The organism is Pseudomonas sp. Pse79 (genome assembly GCF_024519615.1).
GTDB classification, from domain to species: domain Bacteria; phylum Pseudomonadota; class Gammaproteobacteria; order Pseudomonadales; family Pseudomonadaceae; genus Aquipseudomonas; species Aquipseudomonas veronii.
In genome coordinates, this window is record NZ_JALJRR010000001.1 from 326,601 (window position 1) to 347,427 (window position 20,827).

Below are 20,827 nucleotides of genomic sequence, written 5' to 3' on the forward strand. Positions count from 1 at the left end.
GGGAAATAAATTCCCTCTTAAAAAGGTGAGCCAATTGGAATATACGTATAAAAACCAGTTTCACGAAAAAGCCAATGTAAAAGCGGTTCTCGTGGGCGACAATAAAGTCATTAGTCCATCCGAGTATATTGAGATCTTCTTAATAACCAGAGGCTATGACACGAGCCCGGAAAATAGACTCCGAGTCGCGGAAAGCCTGGCCCACGTGCCCGCGCGCGAACGCCATTCCGCTTCTGAGCTGGACCACTGGCTTGATTGTCACTTCAAAAGCTGAGGGGCTCCGTCGCGGCACATTCAACGCAAGAGTGATAATCAAAGACAATGCCAGGTACTTATGCAGGCAGATTACGAGATACATTATATAAAGAGCGACCACAAGAAGGTCCGACGCGTCAGAGTCCAACACATGATGGATCTTGATGCGTGGAAATTCGCAATTATTGCCGAAGGCGGCAGCCGTGAAGAGACTTCGCCGTTAGTTTGTTTGGCGCAGGTCAAAACACTTGCCGCTAAATACGATGTAAGTTCAGTCAGGTGGAACAAGGCGATCCATGTCAACAACTTGGATACCGTCGTATCGAATAGGCGGATGGCGTTGGAGGATACCGGAGACCGTAACTTAGAGCAGGCTCAACCTCGGGATGACGTGACACCCGATCAATCTGGCTGACAGCACGCAATCGAGTGTTGTTCGACTCGAAAAAGGCCTGGACGTGTTCCAGGCCTTTTCATCGAGCAGCGCCGCTTCAGCAGTTGGCGCTCCTTGGGCTTGGCTTGGTTTTGTCGGCGCATAAAAAACCCCGCACTGGGCGGGGTTAGTCTGCATCACCGATGCAGAGGGCGGGAAATAGTGCTGGGAACTTCCCCCAGCTTGCTCCAGTGGGGCGTTTTAACAAGCCTGCCATCAGGCAGGCTTTGTCGGGACTCTGTTAGCCGTTGGAGCAACCGTTAGCCATGACACTGTATTGCATGACATGTTCGTGACCTTGGTGGTCCAGGTAGGTCATCTGGACAGGGACTACGGCACAGACATTGTCAGGGATGGAGTCCATGTGAACCACTTTGGCGATGTCGAGGTGCGAGCTGTAGCTGTATTGCTCAACGGCAGGCTCATCGGCAAACGCCATCTGGCTACCCAGCATTACAAAAGAAGCAGCAATCAACATTTTAAACAGTTTCATTTTTTCAGTGTCCCAACGATGCAAACGATTTACGTCTTCAGTCGGATTGGCTATGGCCGAAGGCTCTACGAGGCGCGGGTGGGTGGTTTGCTTGGACCCTATGGATTCGCGCTTCGTCGCTTTGTTTGGAAGCTGGGTCTAGTTTATGCCTATGGCGATTTTGATAAATCCCAAAGACTGGAAAGCATTGTTGTTGAAAAAGTAATAATTCACTCCGGCGCCTGGTAGCCACCCCAGCCAATACACTCGGTTCTGCTCCTGTCGATGACGCGAACTTGCGCTTGTTTAGTGCCGTGAGAAAGCATGGGGTTGGGGGTAGTACGAATCTCAAAACCGAGCGTCTCAGCATTAAGTGACGGTGGTTTGAATTAATACTATTGGCATGCTATTTCAATATTTAAGCGTTCTGGTTAAAGCACTCATGAATAAAAATAATTGAGAGTATTTCGCAGACTTAAGTTTGTTTCGGTACTTGGGTATTCAAGTGTTATGTGAAAATTTCGTGATATGTCTGTGATGCTTGGCGAGTTGCTTTTGCACTATCCCTGTCGGCGGATCATGTTGCCGGCGTCGCGCCAGGTTAATGATCAAGGTCGGGGCGGTGCCAGGGATCTACATGCGTCATAAGATTCAAAACACGATGAATCTGCATCACATTTTCCCTTGCGCAAACTGCAATGGCATGACCTTCCTCAACGGTAATTGAGGCATCCACTTCGATATGAGCGTCGACAATGATCATGTCCCCCATTTTTCGAGTGCGTAGATCATGTACACCTTTAATGCCGGGGGTATTTTTAAGCGTATTGCGGATAGTTTCGACTTCCTGCTCATCAGCCGATCGGTCCATCAGGTCGTGCAATGAATCCCAAGTGAAACTCCAACCCATCTTGGCGATCATGCCTCCAACAACCAGCGCAGCAATCGGGTCAAGAATCGGGTAGCCCGCCAGATTGCCCACAATACCTATGCCGACAACCAAGGAGGAGGCGGCGTCGGACCTTGCGTGCCAGGCATTGGCAACCAACAGACTAGACTTAACTTTTTTGGCCACCCGCAGCATAAAGCGAAACAACAGCTCCTTGGCCACCAGCGCTGCGATAGCAACCCATAAGGCCGCAATGTGTACCGTTGGAATCGATTCAGGGGTTTCAAGCTTGAACACTGCAGAACCGATCATGCCCACGCCCACGATCAACAACAGTATGCCCAATACCATGGATGCGGCGGTCTCGAAACGCAGATGCCCATAGGGGTGACCTTCGTCGGCGTCCTCCTTGCTTTTGTGGCTGGCGAACAGCACTACGAAATCGGCGATCAAGTCTGATAGCGAGTGAATACCATCGGCTACAAGCCCCTGGGATTTTGACATCACGCCTACGACAATCTGTGTGCACGACAGCGCGATATTGACGATGACGCTCATCCAAGTGCATCGCGAGGCTGCCGCCGCGCGGGCGACTTGACTATATTCCTCGTCTTCAGATTGTTCAGAGATCTGTTGATGATTCATGTGTATTTCTCTAATTGAAATTGATACTCGTCTCGCGCGGCAAGACGCGCCACTACTTAGTACTGGTTGCGCTTTTTATCGGGGTTGGAGGGTAAGGCGTCTGCCTTAATTAAAGCAAGGTGCGATGAGTTATAAAAGTGCCTATTTATCGGTATTTAGGTCTGATTGTAATGATGTAAATGCTAATACTTCGCGTAACTAAGTTTTCCACCTTGCTGCAGGGTTTGTAAGTCAAATAGGGATGACTCTCAACTTCACTAAAGAACAGGTGGGCCGGTGCGGCGGGGTGGGTTTTATCTCTCGAGCCGAAGCGGTCAGGCGCAAGAAAAATGCACAGAAGAATAATGTGATTGTCGTGGGGTGTTTGTTTGTAATAGATGTATTGGGCGGTAAGTTCAGAACCTTGCGCTACAAAGTCCCAGGACGAACTGGTTAGCGGCGATTTTTTAGGGGGAGGAGGATCGCGGGTCTGAGTTTTGCCTCGGTGTGCCTGCGTAGAGTAAGCAGCATGGTAGTAGATTCGGCAGGAAGCCGGGGGAGAGGGGGAGTTGCGGGGAGCAAAGCGCCTCGGTCATCCTCCGGTGATTGGTGACGGTAAGATTTGCATCGTCATTTCGTAACGAGACGATGGGCAAAATATGTCACGCACCTCAATCGAGTACTAAGCCTGCGCTTGCTTTACCGGTTAGAGCTGACAGCGTTTTTGATATCAAGGATGGATATGCTGACGCGGTGGATATATCTGCTGGCTGTTTCTGTACTGTCACTGTTGTCGATGGTATGCAACGGTCAGGTTCGAGACGTCGTGATGGATCTCGGCGCACCAGATGCAGCGCGGCCAATACGCGTGGCTATCTGGTATCCCGAAGGCGTATGTTCCCCAGAAACGTCGGGGCTGTGCCTTGATGAGTCAGCGGTTACTCACAAGGTCATCGTCGTTTCACATGGCAGTATGGGGGCGTCAGACGATTACGCCTGGATCGGTGACGGCTTGGCAGCCAAGGGATATATCGTCATAGGTCTCAATCATTTCGGTGAGTCCCGGGTCTACGGGGAGCAGACACAGACCTTCCGAGCGACCGGTATGGTGTGGGAGCGGGCCCTGGATGTGTCGCGCGTATTGGATGCGCTGAAAAAGCTGAGCCCCTTTCAAAAACAAGTCTCCTGGGACGATGCCATCGTCATTGGCCACTCCGCCGGTGGCCAGACGGCTGCATTGCTGGTGGGAGCACGCTTTGACCTTCAGGCGTTCGCGCAGTATTGCGGTACCGGGCAAGCAGAGGGCGACCGTTCGTGTTCTTACGCCCACGACATCAAGCGCGCGCCAAGTTCATTTATCTCATTGTTCAACGGTAACTATCGCGACTCCAGGGTCAGGAAAATCGTTCTGCTGGACCCTGCCCTAGGGCCAGCATTACTTGAGCAATCCATGGCGGGCTCGCGAGTTCCAGCGCTGGTGGTGGGGGCTCTCCACGATGATTTTTTGCCTTGGAACAGTCAGGGTGCCCGTTATGCGGCCGCGATTCCTTACGTAAAAACATTGTTGTTGGAAGGCGGAGAGGGGCACTTTGTTTTTCTCTCCATTTGCCATCATGACGCCAAGGTCAATGACGTTCCGCTCTGTGTGGACAAGGCTGGTGTGGATCGCCAAGCGGTGCATGAGCGCTTGTTGTCCACGCTCGTTGCGTTCATTGCGCCTGATGACGAAATCCCGCTATCCGGACAACCGACAACGCCCGCGACTGCCAATGCCAAGGTTGCGCAACTGACTGTGATGGAAATCCTCAGCTACACGCCGCGATGGGTCTTCGGTTTGTTTTTTGTGCTCTGCGCGTTGGGGCTGATGCAAACACGCACACGACGGGTGCGATTCAGCCTCGCCTTGCTGTTGCCCATTGGCATGCTCATGTTGTCCCTGTTGGGAGTTTTTCAGTACACCCGGTATTGGATCGCCGCAATTGGGTGTTGGCTCGTGGGGCTTGTCGCCGTCTGCATGATCGCTTCGCGGATAATGGATGGCGGTTTCGTGAAGTGGGATGACAGTTCGGCTCGACTGATAGTGCGTGGGAGCTGGGTGCCGCTGTTGGTAATCCTGGGGATTTTCATCACGCGCTATCTGTTAGGCGTGGCCCGTGCGCTGCAGTTCCAACCGCTCGATCAATGGCCGCTGCAGATGTTGGTGGCCGGCGGGTTGGGAGCTTGGAGTGGCTATTTCGCGTGCCGGGCCCGACGGTGCTGGCAAGCATCTCGTTCGTAGCCTTGCGCGTGAGGGTTGAGAGCATTCTGCTCGGCGACTTCTTGTTTTAAATTGAAATCATCGGCGTCAACATCAAGATACTTTTCAGCCGCTCAGGAGTCGCTTCTAACTTGTTCGCAGGGAGCTCTTGGCCCAGTACAATTGTCAATGCGTTGAGCCAGTCTCTTGAGTTTTGAGAGGCGCATTGGTCTGTTGGTAAATGCTCATCAGCTACATCCCATTTCTGTACAGGCCAATCCACCAGGGACGCTAGGAGACCATCTCTCAGAAGCTGAAACTGCTCGTAAGAGTCGTTTGGTGTCTGATTGAGTGCAGCTTTCAACTTCGCGAGGCGATGTGGCATTACCGTTCCTTGGCATTTCAGATAGGCACAACGCTACTACGCTGAGAGCATTGTCGGTTACTGGCATTCCGTCCACGCTGGATGCCTGGCCAGGCGCGGGGTACAGTCGACACTTTCCTGGGGAGGACCACAATGAAAGCTTGGCTGACGGTTTTGTCTGCGCTAATTCTCGCGGGCTGTGCGGACAGTGGGCCGATGAAGGTCGGGCCTGATACGTACACGATTTCAACCCGGGTACCTTTTGGCGGACCTGCGTCCGCGAAGGGGCAGGCGCTCAAAGAGGCGAACACATTCTGCGAGTCCCAAGGCCGAGAAATCCTGCTTGATCACATGCAGGCCAGTGAATGTGCATTACACGGCGGTTGCGGTGAGGCCGAGATTTACTTCTTCTGTCTGGCCAAGGGTGATCCGCAGTTGACGCGCCAAAAATACAGCCCCGATCCCACGCAGAAGATTGAAATCAATCAGCGCTGATCAGCCACGGCTTTTTGGTCCGGCAGCATACTTCGGGCTACAGTCTCGCCAAACCAACGAGGGAACGACATACGGATATTGATAACGGTGTGTCGGGCATCGTTCATGTGCTGTGTGGAAGATTGCGCTGGATGCTCAGCCCCTAGGCCTGCGGCCTCAAGAACACCACTGCATCTGGTAACCCGGTACCGCTCTGCTACAGCAAGCGGTGGGTAGGCGGGGCATTACGCCTTCGCCAGCGTGATCAAGCGTCTAGGTCATCAATGCGCTCAAGCGCGCCGACCGGAGAGCGGAGTTGCGAGTCGATGCGTCAATGAGGGGGTTGTGTTTGGTCGGCAGGACGCAGGGAGAGGGGAGTTGCGGAGCAAGGCCTAAAATTGCGGAGCGCAAACATTAAGGGCCTGCACGAAGTTCATCATGCACGCCCTTGATATTCATGGTACCCGAAGCCGGAATCGAACCGTCACGCCCTTACGGGCGGGGGATTTTAAGTTCGCATGAGGGCACGCGTCGGACGTGAACCTTTAAGCCCGGCGCCATCCGTAATTAACGGCGGAAGCGGAATTTTTGCCAGCCATACTTGAACCTGAAAGTTCCGGTATCTCCTCGTAGAACGTAGAGGCTGACCCTGTAAAAAGCAGTAAAACGAGAGAATCCAAGGTGTCTGATTTTTCTGTAGACCCAAACCCATCCGTGGCGATTGGTAGTTTTGGCGGGTCTCAACACAATTAACACGCTCCTTCTGCTATGCGTAATTTGGCGCAGATGATAGCGATGTGCCCCATCTAGAGGCTGTCAAATAATAACGGTGCGGGAACTCGTTGTCGCAATAGCTGTATTGCCAATATTCATCTTGGTACTGCACCGCGTGCCCACGTAAACCAAACTGCTTTTCACCTCTAATCTCCGCCGTTGTGCGGGTTTTTTCGTAGGGAGAAAAGTATGACTGCAACCGGAACAGACCGGGATATCTTGGCGCGCCCCCCTTTGGCGTGAGGCCCGTGGTGCAGGTCTGGACGGACAGATCGCCGTGGCCTGGACCATCCGTCACCGAGTGCTCAACGAATTCTCGCCATCACCGGTGACGGCGCTCAAGGATTGATCGCGCTGCGGGCGAGCCAGGCGTATGTGAGGAGTGTTTCAAAATAGGCGTTGGTGTTCGGTCGGCAGGACGCCGGGGAATGGAGAGTTGCGGAACAGGTCTGAAAATTGCGGAGCAAAAAAGATAAGGGCTCGCATGAAGTTCATCATGCAAGCCCTTGATATCTATGGTGCCCGAAGCCGGAATCGAACCGGCACGCCCTTACGAGCGGGGGATTTTAAGTCCCATGCGTCTACCAGTTTCGCCATTCGGGCGGCAGCGCGGTGCAGCAGGGTTGGGAATATATAGATCCGGGCGTCAGGGCGCAAGGTCGGAGGTTGCCTTTCTTGCACAAACACCGGGATGAAAAAGCTCGATAGATCAGTGATCTACATCGGCTTTTGAGCACAAGCCGAAGATTCCCAGGGCCGGCGAATACGCCTCATAAATGACAGGTGCGGCAATACGCCGTCACGCTGCTTCAGAGTGGACGACTCAGCAGTGGCGGCCTTGGGCATAAGCCGTTGCGACATGTGGTTCGCAACGGCGCTGGATGCAGGTGTAAGGTAGGCCGTGCAACGCTTGGAAATCTCAGGAAAAGCGAGGTGACTATGAGCGCTCCAACACTCAAGAAGCTGCATCTGAATGGGTATGACATCGTGCAGGTCAATTTCGGGCCGTGGCGGGTGTGTACGGCTCAGGACCGGTTGGCGTCCTTCGATTCCCGCGAGCAGGCGCTGGCCTATGCGGCCACGCTGTCGGTGCGCAAGGCGCGTGGCAGGCCGGGGTCCAATGATGACTGAGTGATTAATTCAGCAGAACCAAGCCCCGGCGCAACCGGGGCTTCTGCTGTTTGGGACTACACGAAGGGCTGACCACTGAAGCCGCGTGGCAGGCGCTGCAACCCTGGCAGGTCGGTCAAGTGTTGCGCCCAGGCGCTGCGCCAGTCGCTGGAGGTGTGGGTCTTGGCTGCGCGCGAAGCTCGGCGGGCGGCGTTGCGCTGGGTGCGGCGCGCTTCCTTGTAGGCCTCGGTGTTGCGGCAGGTTCGGCATTTGACGCGGTTCAGCTCGGTGCTGGAGGGGAGGCTGCCGCCGTGATGGCCGCAGGCTAAGTGCCCGGCGACCTTGAAGTGAATGACCATGTAAGCGTCTCCTTCTTGGGGGTACGCGCATCTGCAGATCCACAATGCACGCGGGGAGGGCGGGCTACGATTGATCCCGACACCTACAATTACGACCCCGCGCTGGTCGCAGCGTTCGGTTTACGGGCCTGGCCCTTCTCAACAGCAAGGCTCGACGTTACTCTGCCTCAAGTCCAGTCATAAAAAGGAGTGAGTGATGAGCGTCGAAAACCTGCCACGTGAAGGCAGTTGCCGTTGTAACCGCGTGCGCTTCAGTGTGAGCCAGCCCCCCGTGATCACCATGGCTTGCCATTGCACCGGTTGTCAGAAGATGACCGCCAGCGCGTTCTCCCTCAGTGCGCTGATTCCCGCCAGCGCGTTCACCGTGACCCAGGGTTGCCCGGTGATCGGCGGCATGCATGGCGTGGACCGCCATTACTTTTGCCCCCATTGCATGAGCTGGCTGTTTACACGGCCCCATGGCATCGATGAGTTCGTCAATGTGCGTGCGACGATGCTGGAGAATGCCGAGGATTATCCGCCGTTCATGGAAACCTGGACCAGCGAGAAATTGCCTTGGGCCACGACGCCGGCGGTCGAGCATTTTGCACAATTGCCCGGGCCGGAGGATTTTCCGCGTTTGTTGCAGGCTTACGCCGAGTTCAGCGCCCGCTGAGTTCAGTCGATCAGCGCGAGCAGGTCGGTATCGCCCACATCGTGTCCGGCCTGGGTCAGCAGTGTCGTCAGCTGGCCCCGGTGGTGGGTCTGATGATTGAAAAAATGCACCAGCAGGCCGAAGAACGGCTTGTCTGCCGCGACCCCGCGCATGTTGTGGTAATGCAGGCGCAGGTCGAGGTCAGGCTCGCGCAGGCTTTGCGCCCAGTCGATGATCAGTCGATCCAGCCAGGTGCGGTGGGTGGCCAGTTCGTGCAGGTCGGCGAAGGCCAGTTGCTTGAGATCGGTGGGGGCGGCAATGCCGCTTAACGGTGCCAGCGCCGCATGGCTGGCGGGGTGCTGGGCAAAGCGTTTGAGCCACACGGTGTCGCCCAGTGTCAGGTGGTTCAGCGTGCCGAGGATCGAGCCGAAAAATGCGCGGCGGTCCATCCGTAGTTCGGCGTCCGTCAGCTTCGCGGCCGCGTCGTAGACTTTACGGTTCATCCACTGGTTGTAGGTCGCCATCAAGGCGATCTGTTCGATACGGTTCACGGGCTTTCTCTCTGTCTGGGCGGCGCGATGGCGCCATCATAAGGCGTGCCCACCCCGCGGTCATCGGGTTCCGCCAGAGGACACCACCCCTGCGAAGGCGTGACGCCTAGAAACGCAACGTGGCGCCGGTGGTCAACCATTGCGCGCGTTCAGCGACCAGGCTGCGCCCAACCACCACATCGACGTCGATCAACGGCCCAAGGTGGAACCGCGGCCCCGCTTGCCAGGCCTGCTCAGCGCCTTTTTGGCCGTAGCGCTCGACAATCAGCGTCAACGAGTGCGCTACCCGATATTCGGCGCCGGCGCCCCATGTGAGACGCTGGTTTTGCTCGCCGTCGTCATACGCGTGGGTCCAGCCGGCATTCAGATTCAGTCGCAGGGGCTCCAGCGGTTGCCACGTCAACGGCACGTTGAAGTCCGCGCCATCAAACGCATGTCGCCGGTCCGGGGCAACGTGGGCGCTGGCGGACACGGCTATCTCCAGGCGCAGGTCCTGACGTGACATTACCTGCGCCTTCACTTGCGGGCTCACTTGCGTCTCGCGGTTGGCCCGTGACAATGCCGCGCCCCATTGCACGGCGGGCAGGGCCTCGAAGGTGCAGGCAGGCGACAGTGTCTCATTGTGCGTGCCGCCGTCGTGTCGGTGAGCGCTGTACCAGGCGTCGACGTTGCATTCGCCGGGCGCATTGATCGCGCCGTCGTCGACTGCATAAGCGCCCCCTGCCGCGAAGGCCTTCGAGAATAGGCTGATGAGCAGGATGACGCTGAGTGTGAGCCCGATAAACATCAGGTTGCGCCGTAACGCCCGCCGTTTGGCTGGCGGTAACAACAAGAGGGTATGGCGAGCGCCTCGATAGCGGGTAACCCTGTCCGAGGGTTGGCGGTGTTTTTTGTACATGTTGTGCCTCGCTTGAATTCAGCTTTCTACGGTCAGCACCGAAATGCCGCTGGCTTTGGCCTGACAGACCAGCTCTGACGTGTCATCGCCACCGGGCAGGGCGATGACCACATCAGGGCGGCTGTCGGTCAGCATGAAATGGTTGCGCTGGCGTTCCGCCTGCTTGCCATGGCGTTGCCAATTGGGCGGATAACGCACCACGTCGATGCCGATTTCCCGCGCCCACTCCTCAATCTCGCTGCCGAGGAACTGGTTGCCGCCGTGGATCAATACCTGCACCGGGCGCAGGCGGTGGTAAGCGTCCAGCACGTGGCGGGAACGTTGGGTGTCGGCGTAATGACGACCTGCACAGATCAACACGCGCATGCTTGAAATCCTTGTAATGCACGGTGGCAGCCGAGCGACCGCCACCGTCTGAACGGCGGGAGTGATCAGTACCACTGCTTGAAGCGGCGGATGTAGATCGTCTTCATCAGTTGAGCCACGCAGCAGTAGCTGAGCAAGGTGCCTGCCAGCCATGGGAAGTACGCCAGCGGCAGCGGTTGCAGGCCCACCAGGGTGCCGAGCGGCGAGAACGGCACATAGATCCCCAGGGCGATCACCACACCGGTCATCAGCAACACCGGCCATGCCGCGGTGCTCTGGAAGAACGGGATCTTGCGGGTGCGCAGCATATGCACCACCAGGGTTTGCGAGAGCAGGCCCTCGATGAACCAGCCGGACTGGAACAGGGTCTGCATCTCCACGCTGTTGGCGGCGAACACGTACCACATCAGCGCAAAGGTGGTGATGTCGAAGATCGACGAGGTTGGCCCGATCCACAGCATGAAGCGGCCGATGTTCTTCGCGTCCCACTTGCGTGGCTTGGCCAGGTATTCCTTGTCCATCTTGTCCCACGGCAAGGCCAGTTGGGAGATGTCGTACATCAGGTTCTGCAGCAGCAGGTGGATCGCCAGCATCGGCATGAACGGAATGAACGCACTGGCCACCAGCACCGAGAACACGTTGCCGAAGTTGGAGCTGGCGGTCATGTTCAGGTACTTCATGATATTGCCGAAGGTTTCGCGGCCCTTGAGCACGCCTTCTTCCAGCACCATCAGGCTCTTTTCCAGCAGGATGATGTCGGCCGATTCCTTGGCGATGTCGGTGCCGCTGTCCACCGAGATCCCCACGTCGGCATCGCGCAGCGCCGGCGCATCGTTGATGCCGTCACCGAGGAAACCGACAGTGTGGCCGTTGGCTTGCAGGGCCTTGAGCACCCGCGACTTCTGCAGCGGTGTCAGCTTGGCAAACACCGTGCGCTCTTCCACGCGGCGCTGCAGGGTTGCATCGTCCATTGCTTCGATGTCCACGCCGAGCAGCGGCTGGCCTGGGTCGAGGCCGACCTGGCGGCAGATCTTGCTGGTGACCACGGCGTTGTCGCCGGTCAGCACTTTTACCGCTACGCCGATCTGTTGCAGCGCCGCAATCGCCGGGCCTGCGGTTTCCTTCGGTGGATCAAGGAAGGTCAGGAACCCCTGGATCACCAGGTTGCGCTCATCGGCGGTGGTGTACTGCCGGCGCGCCAACGCGTTCGGGATATTGCGGGTGGCCACCACCAACACGCGAAAGCCGTCTTCGTTGTAGTCATTGGCAATCGCCAGCAACGCCTCGCGACGCCGCTGATCCAGCGGCACCGCGGCGCCGGCTTCGATCACGTGGGTGGCAATGCTCAGCATCTCTTCCACGGCACCCTTGCACACCAGCAGATGGTCGCCGGCGGCGTCCTTGACCACAATCGACAGGCGACGGCGTACAAAGTCGAACGGCAATTCATCGACCTTGCTGTAGGCAAACGGCGCCTGGAACTTGGGGTTTTGTGCCGAGAACTGCACCACGGCCTGGTCCATCAGATTCTTCATGCCGCTTTGGTGATAGCTGTTGAGCCAGGCCAGCGACAGCACCGCGTCGTCACGCTGGCCAAAGGCGTTGACGTGGTGCTCGAGGATGATCTTGTCCTGGGTCAGGGTGCCGGTCTTGTCGGTACACAGCACGTCCATCGAGCCGAAGTTCTGGATCGCGTTGAGGCGCTTGACCACCACTTTGCGCTTGGCCATGGCGGTGGCGCCCTTGGCCAGGTTGGCGCTGACAATCATCGGCAGCATTTCCGGGGTCAGGCCGACGGCGACCGCCAGGGCAAACAGGAAGGCATCGCCCCAGTCACCCTTGGAGAAGCCGTTGAGGAAGAACACGATCGGCACCATCACCAGCATGAAGCGGATCAGCAGCCAGCTGACGCTGTTCACGCCGCGATCAAACGCGGTCTGCGCCCGGGAGCCGACAATCGCCTTGGCCAGCGAGCCGAAGTAGGTGCGCGGTCCGGTGGCCACCACCACGGCTTTGGCGCGGCCGCTGACCACGTTGGTGCCCATGAAGCAGATGTTCGGCAGGTCGAGCAAGTTGCCCTGGTCGGCGGCAAGGGTACTGGCGGACTTTTGCGTCACGTCCCCCAGCGTGTCGTATTTTTCCACGGGCAAGGCTTCGCCGGTCAGCACCGCCTGGCTGATGAACAGGTCACGCGATTCGATCAGGCGGATGTCGGCCGGGATCATGTCGCCGGCCGATAGCTGCACGATATCGCCGGCCACCAGTTCGCGCATCGGCACTTCGCGCAGGGTTGGCTGGGCGCCGACCTGTTCGCGGCGTAGTACGGTGGCGGTGGTGCGGACCATGGCTTTGAGCGTTTCGGCGGATTTGGCCGAACGGTGCTCCTGCCAGAACCGCAGCAGGCTGCTGAGCAGGACCATGGTCATGATGATGATGACTTTGGTCAGGTCGACTTCTTCACCGGCCTGCAACGGCAACCAGTAATCGGTGACGAAGCTGATCGCGCCCAGCGTCAGCAGCACATAGATAAACGGATTGTTCAGCGCCTGCAGGAACTGGATGAATGCGTGAGGCGGCTTGTCATGGGCGACTTCGTTATGGCCTTGCTGTTGCAGGCGTGCAGTGGCATCCAACTCGGTCAGGCCATCCAGAGTGGCTCGCACATTGGCCAGGGGGGCCGACAGGCCGTTATGGGCTTCGCGGGCGGCCCGCATTGATAGCCGAGCGTCGGCGTCGGTGCGGTTTTTGTTGGGCTGTGGCGGTTTTTTTACGGCGCTCATGGTGTGTACTCCTGTCGCCAGTTCTCGACAAAACATACCCGGTACTGACCTGATGACAGGCGAGCGAAAGCATGCCGAGCCGCGGACTTCGCGATCGGTTCAAATAAGGTGTTGAATAACTTTCAATGGGCCCGCTAAGTGCGCGTTAGTTACTGCGCGCGCAGCGGGCTACTACTGGAAAGGTTCATAAAAGAACTCCAGGGTATTGATCAGGAAGTTGCTGTTTCCAAGCGGTCAAGCGGCGCGAGTGCCCAGGTAAAGAGCGGGCATCAGGCGGGCTTCAGCCAGGTTGGAAACGTTACGTCTCTGTGGGTCTTGAGGGGCGGCGTGAGCCCAATGCTGCTGCAGTCGGCCAGTCGTCGGGCAGGCACGCCAGCGCGCCAGCGGATGGGCCGGGCGCATTCGAGGGGAGGGTACGGCAAAGGCCGGGCGGGCAACACAAACGCCTGCGGGCGCTCGGCACAGCTTGGCCCGCAGGGTCGCGGCCAGCGTTCGTACATCTTTTACAACAAAGGTTTGGAAGGTCATAACACACCTCGGGACCGGACGGGCGACCGGCGAGGCAGTTACGGTGGAGCACAAGCTCTAGCGCAGCTTACCGGACCGGAGAGGCAAGTCCTGTCATCTTCTGGGTTGGGCGCCCGATGCCCGCCAACGCGGTGCTCGGACAGCGACTAGATACTGTGTCCATTGGCTTCTTTTGTGAGGTTTAAAAAAGGCCCCAGTTGCGGGCAGGGGCAATCTACTCAGCCGGTTGCGGAATGTCAACGCATGATTAATTAAATTGCCAAGTGTTCAGAGTCTATTCAGATAAAACATATTCACAAGTTACCGGGCATATATAACTTCATATGCCTTGCGCGGCGAGAACGGCGAGATAGATCAAGACTACACCGCATGCCGCGTAACTGATGCGTTGCCAGGTCGGCGAGGCGTTCTTGCGCAGCAGATTGACCAGTGCGGCCGTCAGAAAACACGACAGCACCGAGGCCAGCATGAAACCGCCGAAAAACATCAGCGTCTGCGTGTGGCTGGGCGTAGCCCCGACGATGCCCGACAACGCACTGCCCAGCGCCCCCCAGTACACAATGTTCTTCGGGTTGGCCAGCGAAATGGCTGCGCCCACCGCCAGCGCATTCGTGCCGGAGCCGGCCGGTGCGCTGGCGGCTGCGGGCAAACGCCAGGCGTCGAGCAGGCTGCGCACGCCGAGCCAGGCGAGGTAGAGCGCGCAGAGGAGGGTCAGCGGCACGCGCACGGCGTCATGCTGGATCAACAGCGCGATGCCGGTCAGGCCGATCACGGCCCACACCGCATCGCCGACCAGCGAACCGACCTGCACCAGCAACGCCGGGGTGAAACCGTGTTGCAAACCACGGCGCAAGGTCTCCGCCAGCACAGCGCCGGGGGACAGGCAAAACACAAAACCGAATACCAGTGCGTAAAAGAAGATCGCCAGCATCCCTATGCTCCATCAAGTGATGGCGGGCAGTGTGCTGGCGCACGCACGCGTTGTCTTGGACCAGATTGTGCTGTTCAGCGTTTCGCCACACTCTGATAGCGGCCAGGCGTGAGGCCATAGGCGGCGCGGAAGTGCCGGTTGAGGTGGCTCTGGTCGGCAAAACCGAGCTGATGGGCGACCTCGCCGGCCGCCATCCCATTGCGCAACAGGCCTTTGGCGCGGCGCGTGCGCAATTGCATGGCCCACTGGCGAGGGCTGAGCCCGGTCTCTTTTTGAAAGGTGCGCAGCAGGTGGAACTTGGACAACCCCAGCGCCTCGCCGAGGTGGTCCAGGGGCAGCGATTGATGCAACTGTGCGGCGAGCAATTCCTGGGCGCGGCCGATCAGGCTTTTGCCGGCTGCCGCGTTGCCGGGCAAGCGCACGCCGCTGAGGCCGACCACTTCTCCCAGCAGCACAACCAGGGCGTCTTCGTTCAGCTCGCGGACCAGAACGTCGCCGCTCGATGCGCCTTTTGCCACAACCGCCAGGCGCCGCGCCAGATCCGGCTGGAAACACAACGATCGATCGAATTCGACATGCGCCAACCCCAGGTCGGCGGCCAATTGCTCGGCGCTGACGTACAGGCTGACAAACTGCCACGGCGTGCCTTCCGCTGCACCGCCGCCCTGAATCTGCCCGGGGTTGTACAAGGTGATGGCGCCTGGCCCAGCCACGAATTCGCGGCGGTCCAGCCACACGTTTTCTTCGCCCACCAGGTTCACGCCGATCACGCATTCGTCGTGGCTGTGGCGGGCAAAGGTCAGGCCGGAGCAGTGGACGCTGTTGATTTCGTAGTCGCCCAGCCAGGCGTGTTGCAGGGTGCTCATGGGGTCGGCTCAGTCATGGGATGGACGTGAGCATACGCCGTCAGCCAGGCTCAGATCGACCGTTGATTGACCCGTTGCGACAGTTCTTCGGCGCTTTCCCTGCGCTCCGAGTAGCGGTCGACCAAATCCGGACGATCACGCAGCAGCACGGTGAACTTCACCAGTTCCTCCATCACGTCGACAACGCGATCATAGAGCGCCGAGGGTTTCATGCGGTCCTGATCATCGAACTCCATGAACGCCTTGGGCACCGAGGATTGATTGGGGATGGTGAACATACGCATCCAACGCCCGAGTACGCGCAGTTGGTTGACCGTGTTGAAGGACTGGGAACCGCCGCACACTTGCATCACCGCCAGGGTTTTGCCCTGGGTCGGGCGGACCGCGCCCAAGGACAACGGCACCCAGTCGATTTGCGCTTTGAACACCGCCGACATCGAACCGTGTCGTTCAGGGGAACACCAGACCTGGCCTTCCGACCATTGCATCAGTTCCAACAGCTCCTGCACCTTCGGATGCTCACGCGGGGCATCATCGGGTAATGGCAAGCCGCTCGGGTCGAAAATGCGCGTTTGTGCGCCCAAGTGCTGCAAGAGGCGCGCGGCCTCTTCCACCAGCAGGCGGCTGAACGAGCGTTCGCGGGTTGAGCCGTAGAGCAGCAGAATGCGCGGCGGCCGACTCGAATCGAGCGGGCCGGAGGTGATTAACGACGCGTCCAGATTGGGCAGGGTACTCATGGTTACTCCGCCTGCAACAGCGCAATGCGCTCGAGTTCGGCTTTCAGTTCGCCAGGGTTGAGGTCGGCGAAGGGCAGCGCGAAAAACGCCCGGCAGCGTGTGGCGATGGTGCGCAGCGTGGCGTCGAATGCGGCTTGGATGCTCGCCTCGTCGCCGTCGACATCCGAAGGGTCTGCCAACCCCCAGTGCGCCTTCAGCGCCGGGCCGAAATACACTGGGCAGGCTTCACCGGCGGCCTTGTCGCACACCGTGATCACCACATCCGGCGGGCTGCCTTCAAAGGCGTCGTTGCCCTTGCTGTACAAGCCCTGTGTGCGGATGCCCGCCGCCTGCAAGGTGCTCAGGCTGCGGGGCAGCACCTGGCCCTTGGGGAAGCTGCCGGAGCTGACCGCCTCAAACCCTTCTGGCGCCAGGTGGTTGAACATCGCTTCGGACAAAATGCTCCGGCAGCTGTTGGCGGTACACATGAACAAGACTTTCATTGGCGTATGTCCTTCAGAGGCTAAGACGCAAGGCGAGGGCGGCGAGAGTGATCAGCAACACCGGCAAGGTCAGGACGATGCCGACCTTGAAGTAGTAACCCCAGGTGATGGTGATGCCTTTGCGCGCCAGGATATGCAGCCACAGCAGGGTGGCCAGGCTGCCGATGGGGGTGATTTTCGGGCCGAGGTCGCTGCCGATCACGTTGGCGTAGATCATCGCGTCCTTGACCACGCCCGCGGCATGGCTGGATTCGATGGACAGCGCACCGATCAACACGGTCGGCAGGTTGTTCATTGCCGAGGACAACAATGCCGTCAGCACCCCGGTGCCCATCGCCGCGCCCCATACGCCATAGGTGGCGAAGGTGTCGAGCCAGGTCGCCAGGTAAGTGGTCAGCCCGGCGTTGCGCAGCCCGTAGACCACCAGGTACATGCCCAGGGAAAAGATCACGATCTGCCAGGGCGCTTCCTTGAGCACTTTGCGCGTGGAGATCTTGTGGCCTTTGGCGGCGATCACCAGCAGCAACACCGCGCACACCGCAGAGATCGCGCTGATGGGAATCCCCAACGGTTCCAGGGCAAAGCAGCCGATCAGCAGGATACCCAGCACCCACCAGCCGGCGCGAAAAGTGGCGCGGTCGTGAATGGCGCTGGCCGGGTCCGCCAGGTCCGCCGGGTCGTAGGTCTGCGGAATATCGCGGCGGAAAAACCACAACAGCACCGCCAGGGTGGCGGCGACGCTGACCAGGTTCACCGGCACCATCACCGCTGCGTATTCATTGAAGCCGATCTTGAAATAGTCCGCCGAGACAATGTTCACCAGGTTCGACACCACCAGCGGCAGGCTCGCCGTGTCGGCGATAAACCCCGCGCCCATGACGAACGCCAGGGTCGCCGCCGGAGAAAAGCGCAACGCCAGCAGCATCGACATCACAATCGGCGTGAGGATCAGTGCCGCGCCGTCATTGGCAAACAGCGCCGACACCAACGCGCCCAGCAGCACCATGTAGGCAAACAACCGCCGGCCGCGACCACGGCCCCAACGGGCCACATGCAGCGCAGCCCAGGCAAAGAACCCGGCCTCGTCCAGCAACAGGCTGATGACGATCAGCGCGACAAAGGTGCCGGTGGCATTCCAGATGATGTGCCACACCACCGGGATGTCCGCCAGGCTGATCACGCCGCAGGCCAGTGCGAGGATCGCGCCCATGGTCGCGCTCCAGCCGACACCCAGGCCTTTGGGCTGCCAGATGACCAGGATGATGGTGAAGATAAAAATCGCAATTGCGACAAGCATGAATAAACGCTCCGGTGGCTCAACAGCAGGTGCTGGCTCGTTGTGGTCTGTCGCCCATTGCATCAAGACGCAGCGCGTCGTTTTGCAACCATGGCTGGTTGGCTTGCAGGGTGGTGTCCAGCACGTGAGTCACCCAGTCGGGCAGTGCCGGATTGATGCGGTAGTAGATCCATTGCCCTTGGCGACGATCCAGCAGCAACCCGCTGTTGCGCAGTTGCGCGAGGTGGCGGGAGATTTTCGGCTGGCTGTCGTCAAGTGCATGGATCAGTTCGCACACGCAAAGTTCGCCTTCGCGCAGGATCAGCAAGGTCATTCGCACGCGAGTGGCATCGGCCAGGCATTTGAATAGGGTTGGAGGTGAGAAAGGGACTGACACGGTCAAGGCCTGCTCGTATAGGTATATCCGAATATACGTATTTCCATATGTTTCAGTCAAATCCTGTTTCAATTGATATGGATCAAATGTCTGGAAACACGCCACAAGTGATTGAAATTAAAATGAAACACAAATGTCCTAAAGTGCCTGCCCATAGCTGATGAAGGAATACCACGCGTGACCCGTGCCACTCGCAATCTGCGCAAGACCCTCGATTCCGTCGCGGAAAATAACGAAACCGCGGCGTTCGATCTGATGCGTGCCGTCGAAAAACTCGGCGATGAAGTGCTGCGCCAGCGCTTGCTCAATACCATCCACCGTCTCAACCAGGACGCCTATGAACTGCGCGAAGCGCGGGACTCGGTTGAACTGGTGTCGGTAAGGCTCGCCTGAGCAAGATCGTTCAAGACAACCTGCATATTGCGCTGGCATGCTTGTCGACTGTCTGTCGATGAGCGGTTCCCATGCCTACTGCTTTACCTCACTACGCCTTCGCCCGTGGCGCGATTGCTGTCATTCCGTTGTCCCTGGCGTGCGCGCCCTGGGGCTTGCTGGCTGGTTCAATGGCCATCGAAGCGCACTTTTCCCCGCTCGAAGCCCAGGGGCTTTCCGCCATCGTGTTTGCCGGTGCCGCGCAACTGGTGGCCATCGGCATGGTCAAGAGCGGCGCCAGCCTGATCTCCATCTTGCTCACGACTTTGCTGCTGACCTCACAACATCTGCTGTACGGCATGCATCTGCGCCCGACATTGTCCGTGCTCAAACCGCGCTGGCGCATGAGCCTGGGTTTCCTGATGACCGATGAGTTCTTCGCCCTGGTCAGCCAGTACGACCGCGAAACCTTCAACCGCTGGTACGCGCTGGGTGTTGGCCTGACGTTCTATATCGTCTGGAACCTGTTCACCCTCGCTGGCATTGTCCTGGGCAAGAGCATTCCAGGGCTCGAACACCTGGGCCTGGAATTTTCGATTGTCGCGACGTTTATCGCGTTGATCACGCCCGTGGTGCGCGATGTGCCCACCGTGGTGTGCGTGGCGGTGGCGCTGTTGTGCTCGGTCGGCTTGAGCTTCCTGCAGTGGGAGTCGGCCGTGGTGGTATCGGGTGTGTTGGGCATGAGTGCAGGGTATGCCTGCAAACGACTGGGAGTCGGGCAGGCATGATTTTTGTGATGATTGTTGCAATGGGCTTGATCGTATTTTTTAACCGCTACCTGTTTATCGAACCGCGCCTGCCCGTGCGGCTCACCCGCGGTGCGCGGGAGTTTCTCGGGTTCGCGGTACCGGGCATGCTCACGGCGATTTGCGGGCCGATCATTTTCTTTGCCGACCACCGGCTCAACCTGAGCCCGGCCAACCCCTACCTGCTGGCCGGGATCTGCGCGGTGGCGCTGATGGTCTGGACGCGCAATGTGCTGCTCACCGTGCTGTTGAGCATGGCGTTGTTCTACCTGTTTCGCTGGTGGTTCTAAACACACCGGCGAAAAAAAGCCCGCGGGAGGGCGGGCTGAAGGAGACTTCTAAAAATGAGCCCGGCCATTATCGGTGGCGCGTTCTGCTGTCACAGTGAAACTAAATTCATTCGGTGGGCGGCGTCGCCTTCTTTTTCGCCTTGGCCTCGGCCGCCAGGCACTCCAGCGCGAACTGCTCGGTGTAGGTCATCTGGATCGGCGTACTTTCGCCTTTCACCGTGCGCTCGCCGTCGAGAATGTAGCGAATGCGCTTGTCCGTCACGCCAATGCGCTTGGCGATCCACGTGGGCGTCTGGCCGATGCGGCTGATCAGCTTGTCGGCATAGTCGGTGGATGGGTTGTAGCGTTCGGCATTGGGTGTCATCGGTTTTCCAGGTAGAAGCGAACTCGCAAGTAGGCGACAGGGTGACGTAATAATCCGTGAGTGTCGCCTGCTAATGGTAGAGTCGCGTTTTTTTCCAAGGAGCGATGGCATGCGGAAACTGGTAATTGGCGCATTGGTACTGGCAGCACTGGCCGGCTGCGCGGGCTCGAAAATGAACGCGGCACGCACCGGCACGCCCTACAAGACCTTGGCGTCGGACAAGGCTGCGCTGGTGGTTGCCCAATGTATCCAGTTCGGCTGGCAGGACGAGGCGGTGTTTGGTGTCGACGCCGGCGGCTTCAAGGAGCCGATCGGGGCGGGCGGTTTCACGGTGTACACCACCGGCGGCGATTACTTTGCCGACGTGCGCAGCGCAGGGGCCGGTTCCTCTGTCGATTACTACACCGCCGAAGACTCCATGGTCGCCAAGCGCCGTTTGGCCGCACTTGCGACTTGTCTGTAATCTGTTGCCGTAGTGCTTTTAGGAAATGCCCTGCGGGACAGTCGCGGGGCATTATCCTATGATTCCCCCGCTCGCTCGACGTAATAGCTCTTTACC

24 protein-coding genes, 1 tRNA gene and 1 pseudogene are annotated in these 20,827 nt (G+C 58.6%); 10 read left to right on the forward strand and 16 right to left on the reverse strand.

All coding sequences use genetic code 11. The annotated features are described in order from the left end of the window. Window positions 1-406: 406 nt before the first annotated feature. Complete coding sequence (locus NR164_RS01445) at window positions 407-670, forward strand: hypothetical protein (protein ID WP_156179940.1); 264 nt, start codon at window positions 407-409, stop codon at window positions 668-670. Between the two features lie 259 nt (window positions 671-929). On the opposite strand, the gene NR164_RS01450 is transcribed toward NR164_RS01445, so the two are convergent. Together NR164_RS01450 and NR164_RS01455 are read right to left on the reverse strand one after the other, a co-directional pair. Beyond that, on the reverse strand, window positions 930-1,166 hold the full coding sequence (locus NR164_RS01450) for a DUF2790 domain-containing protein (protein WP_227778900.1): 237 nt from the start codon (window positions 1,164-1,166) through the stop codon (window positions 930-932). 595 nt (window positions 1,167-1,761) lie between these two features. Continuing rightward, window positions 1,762-2,694 (reverse strand): cation diffusion facilitator family transporter, encoded by a 933-nt coding sequence (locus tag NR164_RS01455; RefSeq protein WP_017846339.1) that lies wholly within the window; start codon window positions 2,692-2,694, stop codon window positions 1,762-1,764. A 715-nt stretch (window positions 2,695-3,409) separates the two neighbouring features. On the opposite strand from NR164_RS01455, the gene NR164_RS01460 reads away from it, so the two are divergent. Beyond that, window positions 3,410-4,951: a DUF6622 family protein gene (locus tag NR164_RS01460; protein ID WP_256822165.1), complete on the forward strand. Its 1,542-nt coding sequence runs from the start codon at window positions 3,410-3,412 to the stop codon at window positions 4,949-4,951. 46 nt (window positions 4,952-4,997) lie between these two features. Here NR164_RS01460 and NR164_RS01465 read toward each other — a convergent pair whose 3' ends face one another. Further along, window positions 4,998-5,294 carry a hypothetical protein gene (locus tag NR164_RS01465; protein WP_046383561.1) on the reverse strand — a complete coding sequence of 99 codons (297 nt, stop codon included), beginning with the start codon at window positions 5,292-5,294 and terminating at the stop codon, window positions 4,998-5,000. A gap of 132 nt (window positions 5,295-5,426) precedes the next feature. Here NR164_RS01465 and NR164_RS01470 point away from each other — a divergent pair, with 132 nt between their 5' ends. Next, window positions 5,427-5,768 carry a hypothetical protein gene (locus NR164_RS01470; RefSeq protein WP_046385301.1) on the forward strand — a complete coding sequence of 114 codons (342 nt, stop codon included), beginning with the start codon at window positions 5,427-5,429 and terminating at the stop codon, window positions 5,766-5,768. A gap of 942 nt (window positions 5,769-6,710) precedes the next feature. Further along, a pseudogene (locus NR164_RS01480) lies at window positions 6,711-6,831 on the forward strand (cell wall hydrolase); the annotation flags it as partial. A gap of 206 nt (window positions 6,832-7,037) precedes the next feature. On the opposite strand, the gene NR164_RS01490 reads toward NR164_RS01480, so the two are convergent. Next, window positions 7,038-7,124 (reverse strand) — tRNA-Leu (locus tag NR164_RS01490). Window positions 7,125-7,460: 336 nt separating this feature from the next. Here NR164_RS01490 and NR164_RS01495 point away from each other — a divergent pair. After that, on the forward strand, window positions 7,461-7,652 hold the full coding sequence (locus tag NR164_RS01495) for a DUF2188 domain-containing protein (protein WP_079443901.1): 192 nt from the start codon (window positions 7,461-7,463) through the stop codon (window positions 7,650-7,652). A gap of 56 nt (window positions 7,653-7,708) precedes the next feature. On the opposite strand, the gene NR164_RS01500 is transcribed toward NR164_RS01495, so the two are convergent. Further along, window positions 7,709-7,990, reverse strand: a complete 282-nt coding sequence (locus NR164_RS01500; RefSeq protein ID WP_017846337.1) for a hypothetical protein — start codon at window positions 7,988-7,990, stop codon at window positions 7,709-7,711. A 196-nt stretch (window positions 7,991-8,186) separates the two neighbouring features. On the opposite strand from NR164_RS01500, the gene NR164_RS01505 reads away from it, so the two are divergent. Beyond that, a complete protein-coding gene (locus NR164_RS01505) occupies window positions 8,187-8,645 on the forward strand; it encodes a GFA family protein (protein WP_017846336.1) in 459 nt (152 codons plus the stop codon). 2 nt (window positions 8,646-8,647) lie between these two features. Here NR164_RS01505 and NR164_RS01510 read toward each other — a convergent pair whose 3' ends face one another. The 10 genes from NR164_RS01510 to NR164_RS01560 all read right to left on the reverse strand — a co-directional run bounded on the left by NR164_RS01510 (window position 8,648) and on the right by NR164_RS01560 (window position 18,436). Further along, window positions 8,648-9,175, reverse strand: a complete 528-nt coding sequence (locus NR164_RS01510; protein ID WP_046383557.1) for a DinB family protein — start codon at window positions 9,173-9,175, stop codon at window positions 8,648-8,650. A gap of 106 nt (window positions 9,176-9,281) precedes the next feature. Continuing rightward, window positions 9,282-10,073 carry a hypothetical protein gene (locus NR164_RS01515; RefSeq protein ID WP_256822166.1) on the reverse strand — a complete coding sequence of 264 codons (792 nt, stop codon included), beginning with the start codon at window positions 10,071-10,073 and terminating at the stop codon, window positions 9,282-9,284. Window positions 10,074-10,091: 18 nt separating this feature from the next. Continuing rightward, complete coding sequence (locus NR164_RS01520; protein WP_046383555.1) at window positions 10,092-10,439, reverse strand: DUF2493 domain-containing protein; 348 nt, start codon at window positions 10,437-10,439, stop codon at window positions 10,092-10,094. Window positions 10,440-10,504: 65 nt separating this feature from the next. Then, window positions 10,505-13,219 carry a magnesium-translocating P-type ATPase gene (gene mgtA / locus NR164_RS01525; RefSeq protein WP_256822167.1) on the reverse strand — a complete coding sequence of 905 codons (2,715 nt, stop codon included), beginning with the start codon at window positions 13,217-13,219 and terminating at the stop codon, window positions 10,505-10,507. Window positions 13,220-14,066: 847 nt separating this feature from the next. Beyond that, window positions 14,067-14,678 (reverse strand): LysE family transporter, encoded by a 612-nt coding sequence (locus NR164_RS01535; RefSeq protein ID WP_256822168.1) that lies wholly within the window; start codon window positions 14,676-14,678, stop codon window positions 14,067-14,069. 74 nt (window positions 14,679-14,752) lie between these two features. After that, complete coding sequence (locus NR164_RS01540; RefSeq protein WP_256822169.1) at window positions 14,753-15,544, reverse strand: AraC family transcriptional regulator; 792 nt, start codon at window positions 15,542-15,544, stop codon at window positions 14,753-14,755. Between the two features lie 50 nt (window positions 15,545-15,594). Next, on the reverse strand, window positions 15,595-16,281 hold the full coding sequence (gene arsH / locus NR164_RS01545) for an arsenical resistance protein ArsH (RefSeq protein WP_108524189.1): 687 nt from the start codon (window positions 16,279-16,281) through the stop codon (window positions 15,595-15,597). Between the two features lie 2 nt (window positions 16,282-16,283). Continuing rightward, window positions 16,284-16,763, reverse strand: a complete 480-nt coding sequence (locus tag NR164_RS01550; protein ID WP_046383550.1) for an arsenate reductase ArsC — start codon at window positions 16,761-16,763, stop codon at window positions 16,284-16,286. 13 nt (window positions 16,764-16,776) lie between these two features. Continuing rightward, window positions 16,777-18,060 carry an arsenic transporter gene (locus NR164_RS01555; protein WP_169882024.1) on the reverse strand — a complete coding sequence of 428 codons (1,284 nt, stop codon included), beginning with the start codon at window positions 18,058-18,060 and terminating at the stop codon, window positions 16,777-16,779. A gap of 19 nt (window positions 18,061-18,079) precedes the next feature. Further along, window positions 18,080-18,436, reverse strand: a complete 357-nt coding sequence (locus tag NR164_RS01560) for a metalloregulator ArsR/SmtB family transcription factor (RefSeq protein WP_046385300.1) — start codon at window positions 18,434-18,436, stop codon at window positions 18,080-18,082. A gap of 177 nt (window positions 18,437-18,613) precedes the next feature. On the opposite strand from NR164_RS01560, the gene NR164_RS01565 reads away from it, so the two are divergent. The 3 genes from NR164_RS01565 to NR164_RS01575 all read left to right on the forward strand — a co-directional run bounded on the left by NR164_RS01565 (window position 18,614) and on the right by NR164_RS01575 (window position 19,904). After that, window positions 18,614-18,829: a hypothetical protein gene (locus tag NR164_RS01565; protein ID WP_017846326.1), complete on the forward strand. Its 216-nt coding sequence runs from the start codon at window positions 18,614-18,616 to the stop codon at window positions 18,827-18,829. Window positions 18,830-18,900: 71 nt separating this feature from the next. Further along, on the forward strand, window positions 18,901-19,596 hold the full coding sequence (locus NR164_RS01570) for an AzlC family ABC transporter permease (RefSeq protein WP_177030600.1): 696 nt from the start codon (window positions 18,901-18,903) through the stop codon (window positions 19,594-19,596). After that, the gene (locus NR164_RS01575; RefSeq protein WP_046383547.1) at window positions 19,593-19,904 is read left to right on the forward strand and encodes an AzlD domain-containing protein; all 312 of its coding nucleotides are present in this window, start codon (window positions 19,593-19,595) and stop codon (window positions 19,902-19,904) included. The genes NR164_RS01570 and NR164_RS01575 overlap by 4 nt, the downstream gene beginning before the upstream one ends. 106 nt (window positions 19,905-20,010) lie before the next feature. Here the strand turns inward: NR164_RS01575 and NR164_RS01580 are convergent, their stop codons facing one another. Beyond that, the gene (locus tag NR164_RS01580; RefSeq protein WP_017846323.1) at window positions 20,011-20,268 is read right to left on the reverse strand and encodes a hypothetical protein; all 258 of its coding nucleotides are present in this window, start codon (window positions 20,266-20,268) and stop codon (window positions 20,011-20,013) included. A 109-nt stretch (window positions 20,269-20,377) separates the two neighbouring features. On the opposite strand from NR164_RS01580, the gene NR164_RS01585 reads away from it, so the two are divergent. Next, window positions 20,378-20,731 (forward strand): hypothetical protein, encoded by a 354-nt coding sequence (locus NR164_RS01585; protein WP_017846322.1) that lies wholly within the window; start codon window positions 20,378-20,380, stop codon window positions 20,729-20,731. The last annotated feature ends 96 nt before the right edge of the window (window positions 20,732-20,827 follow it).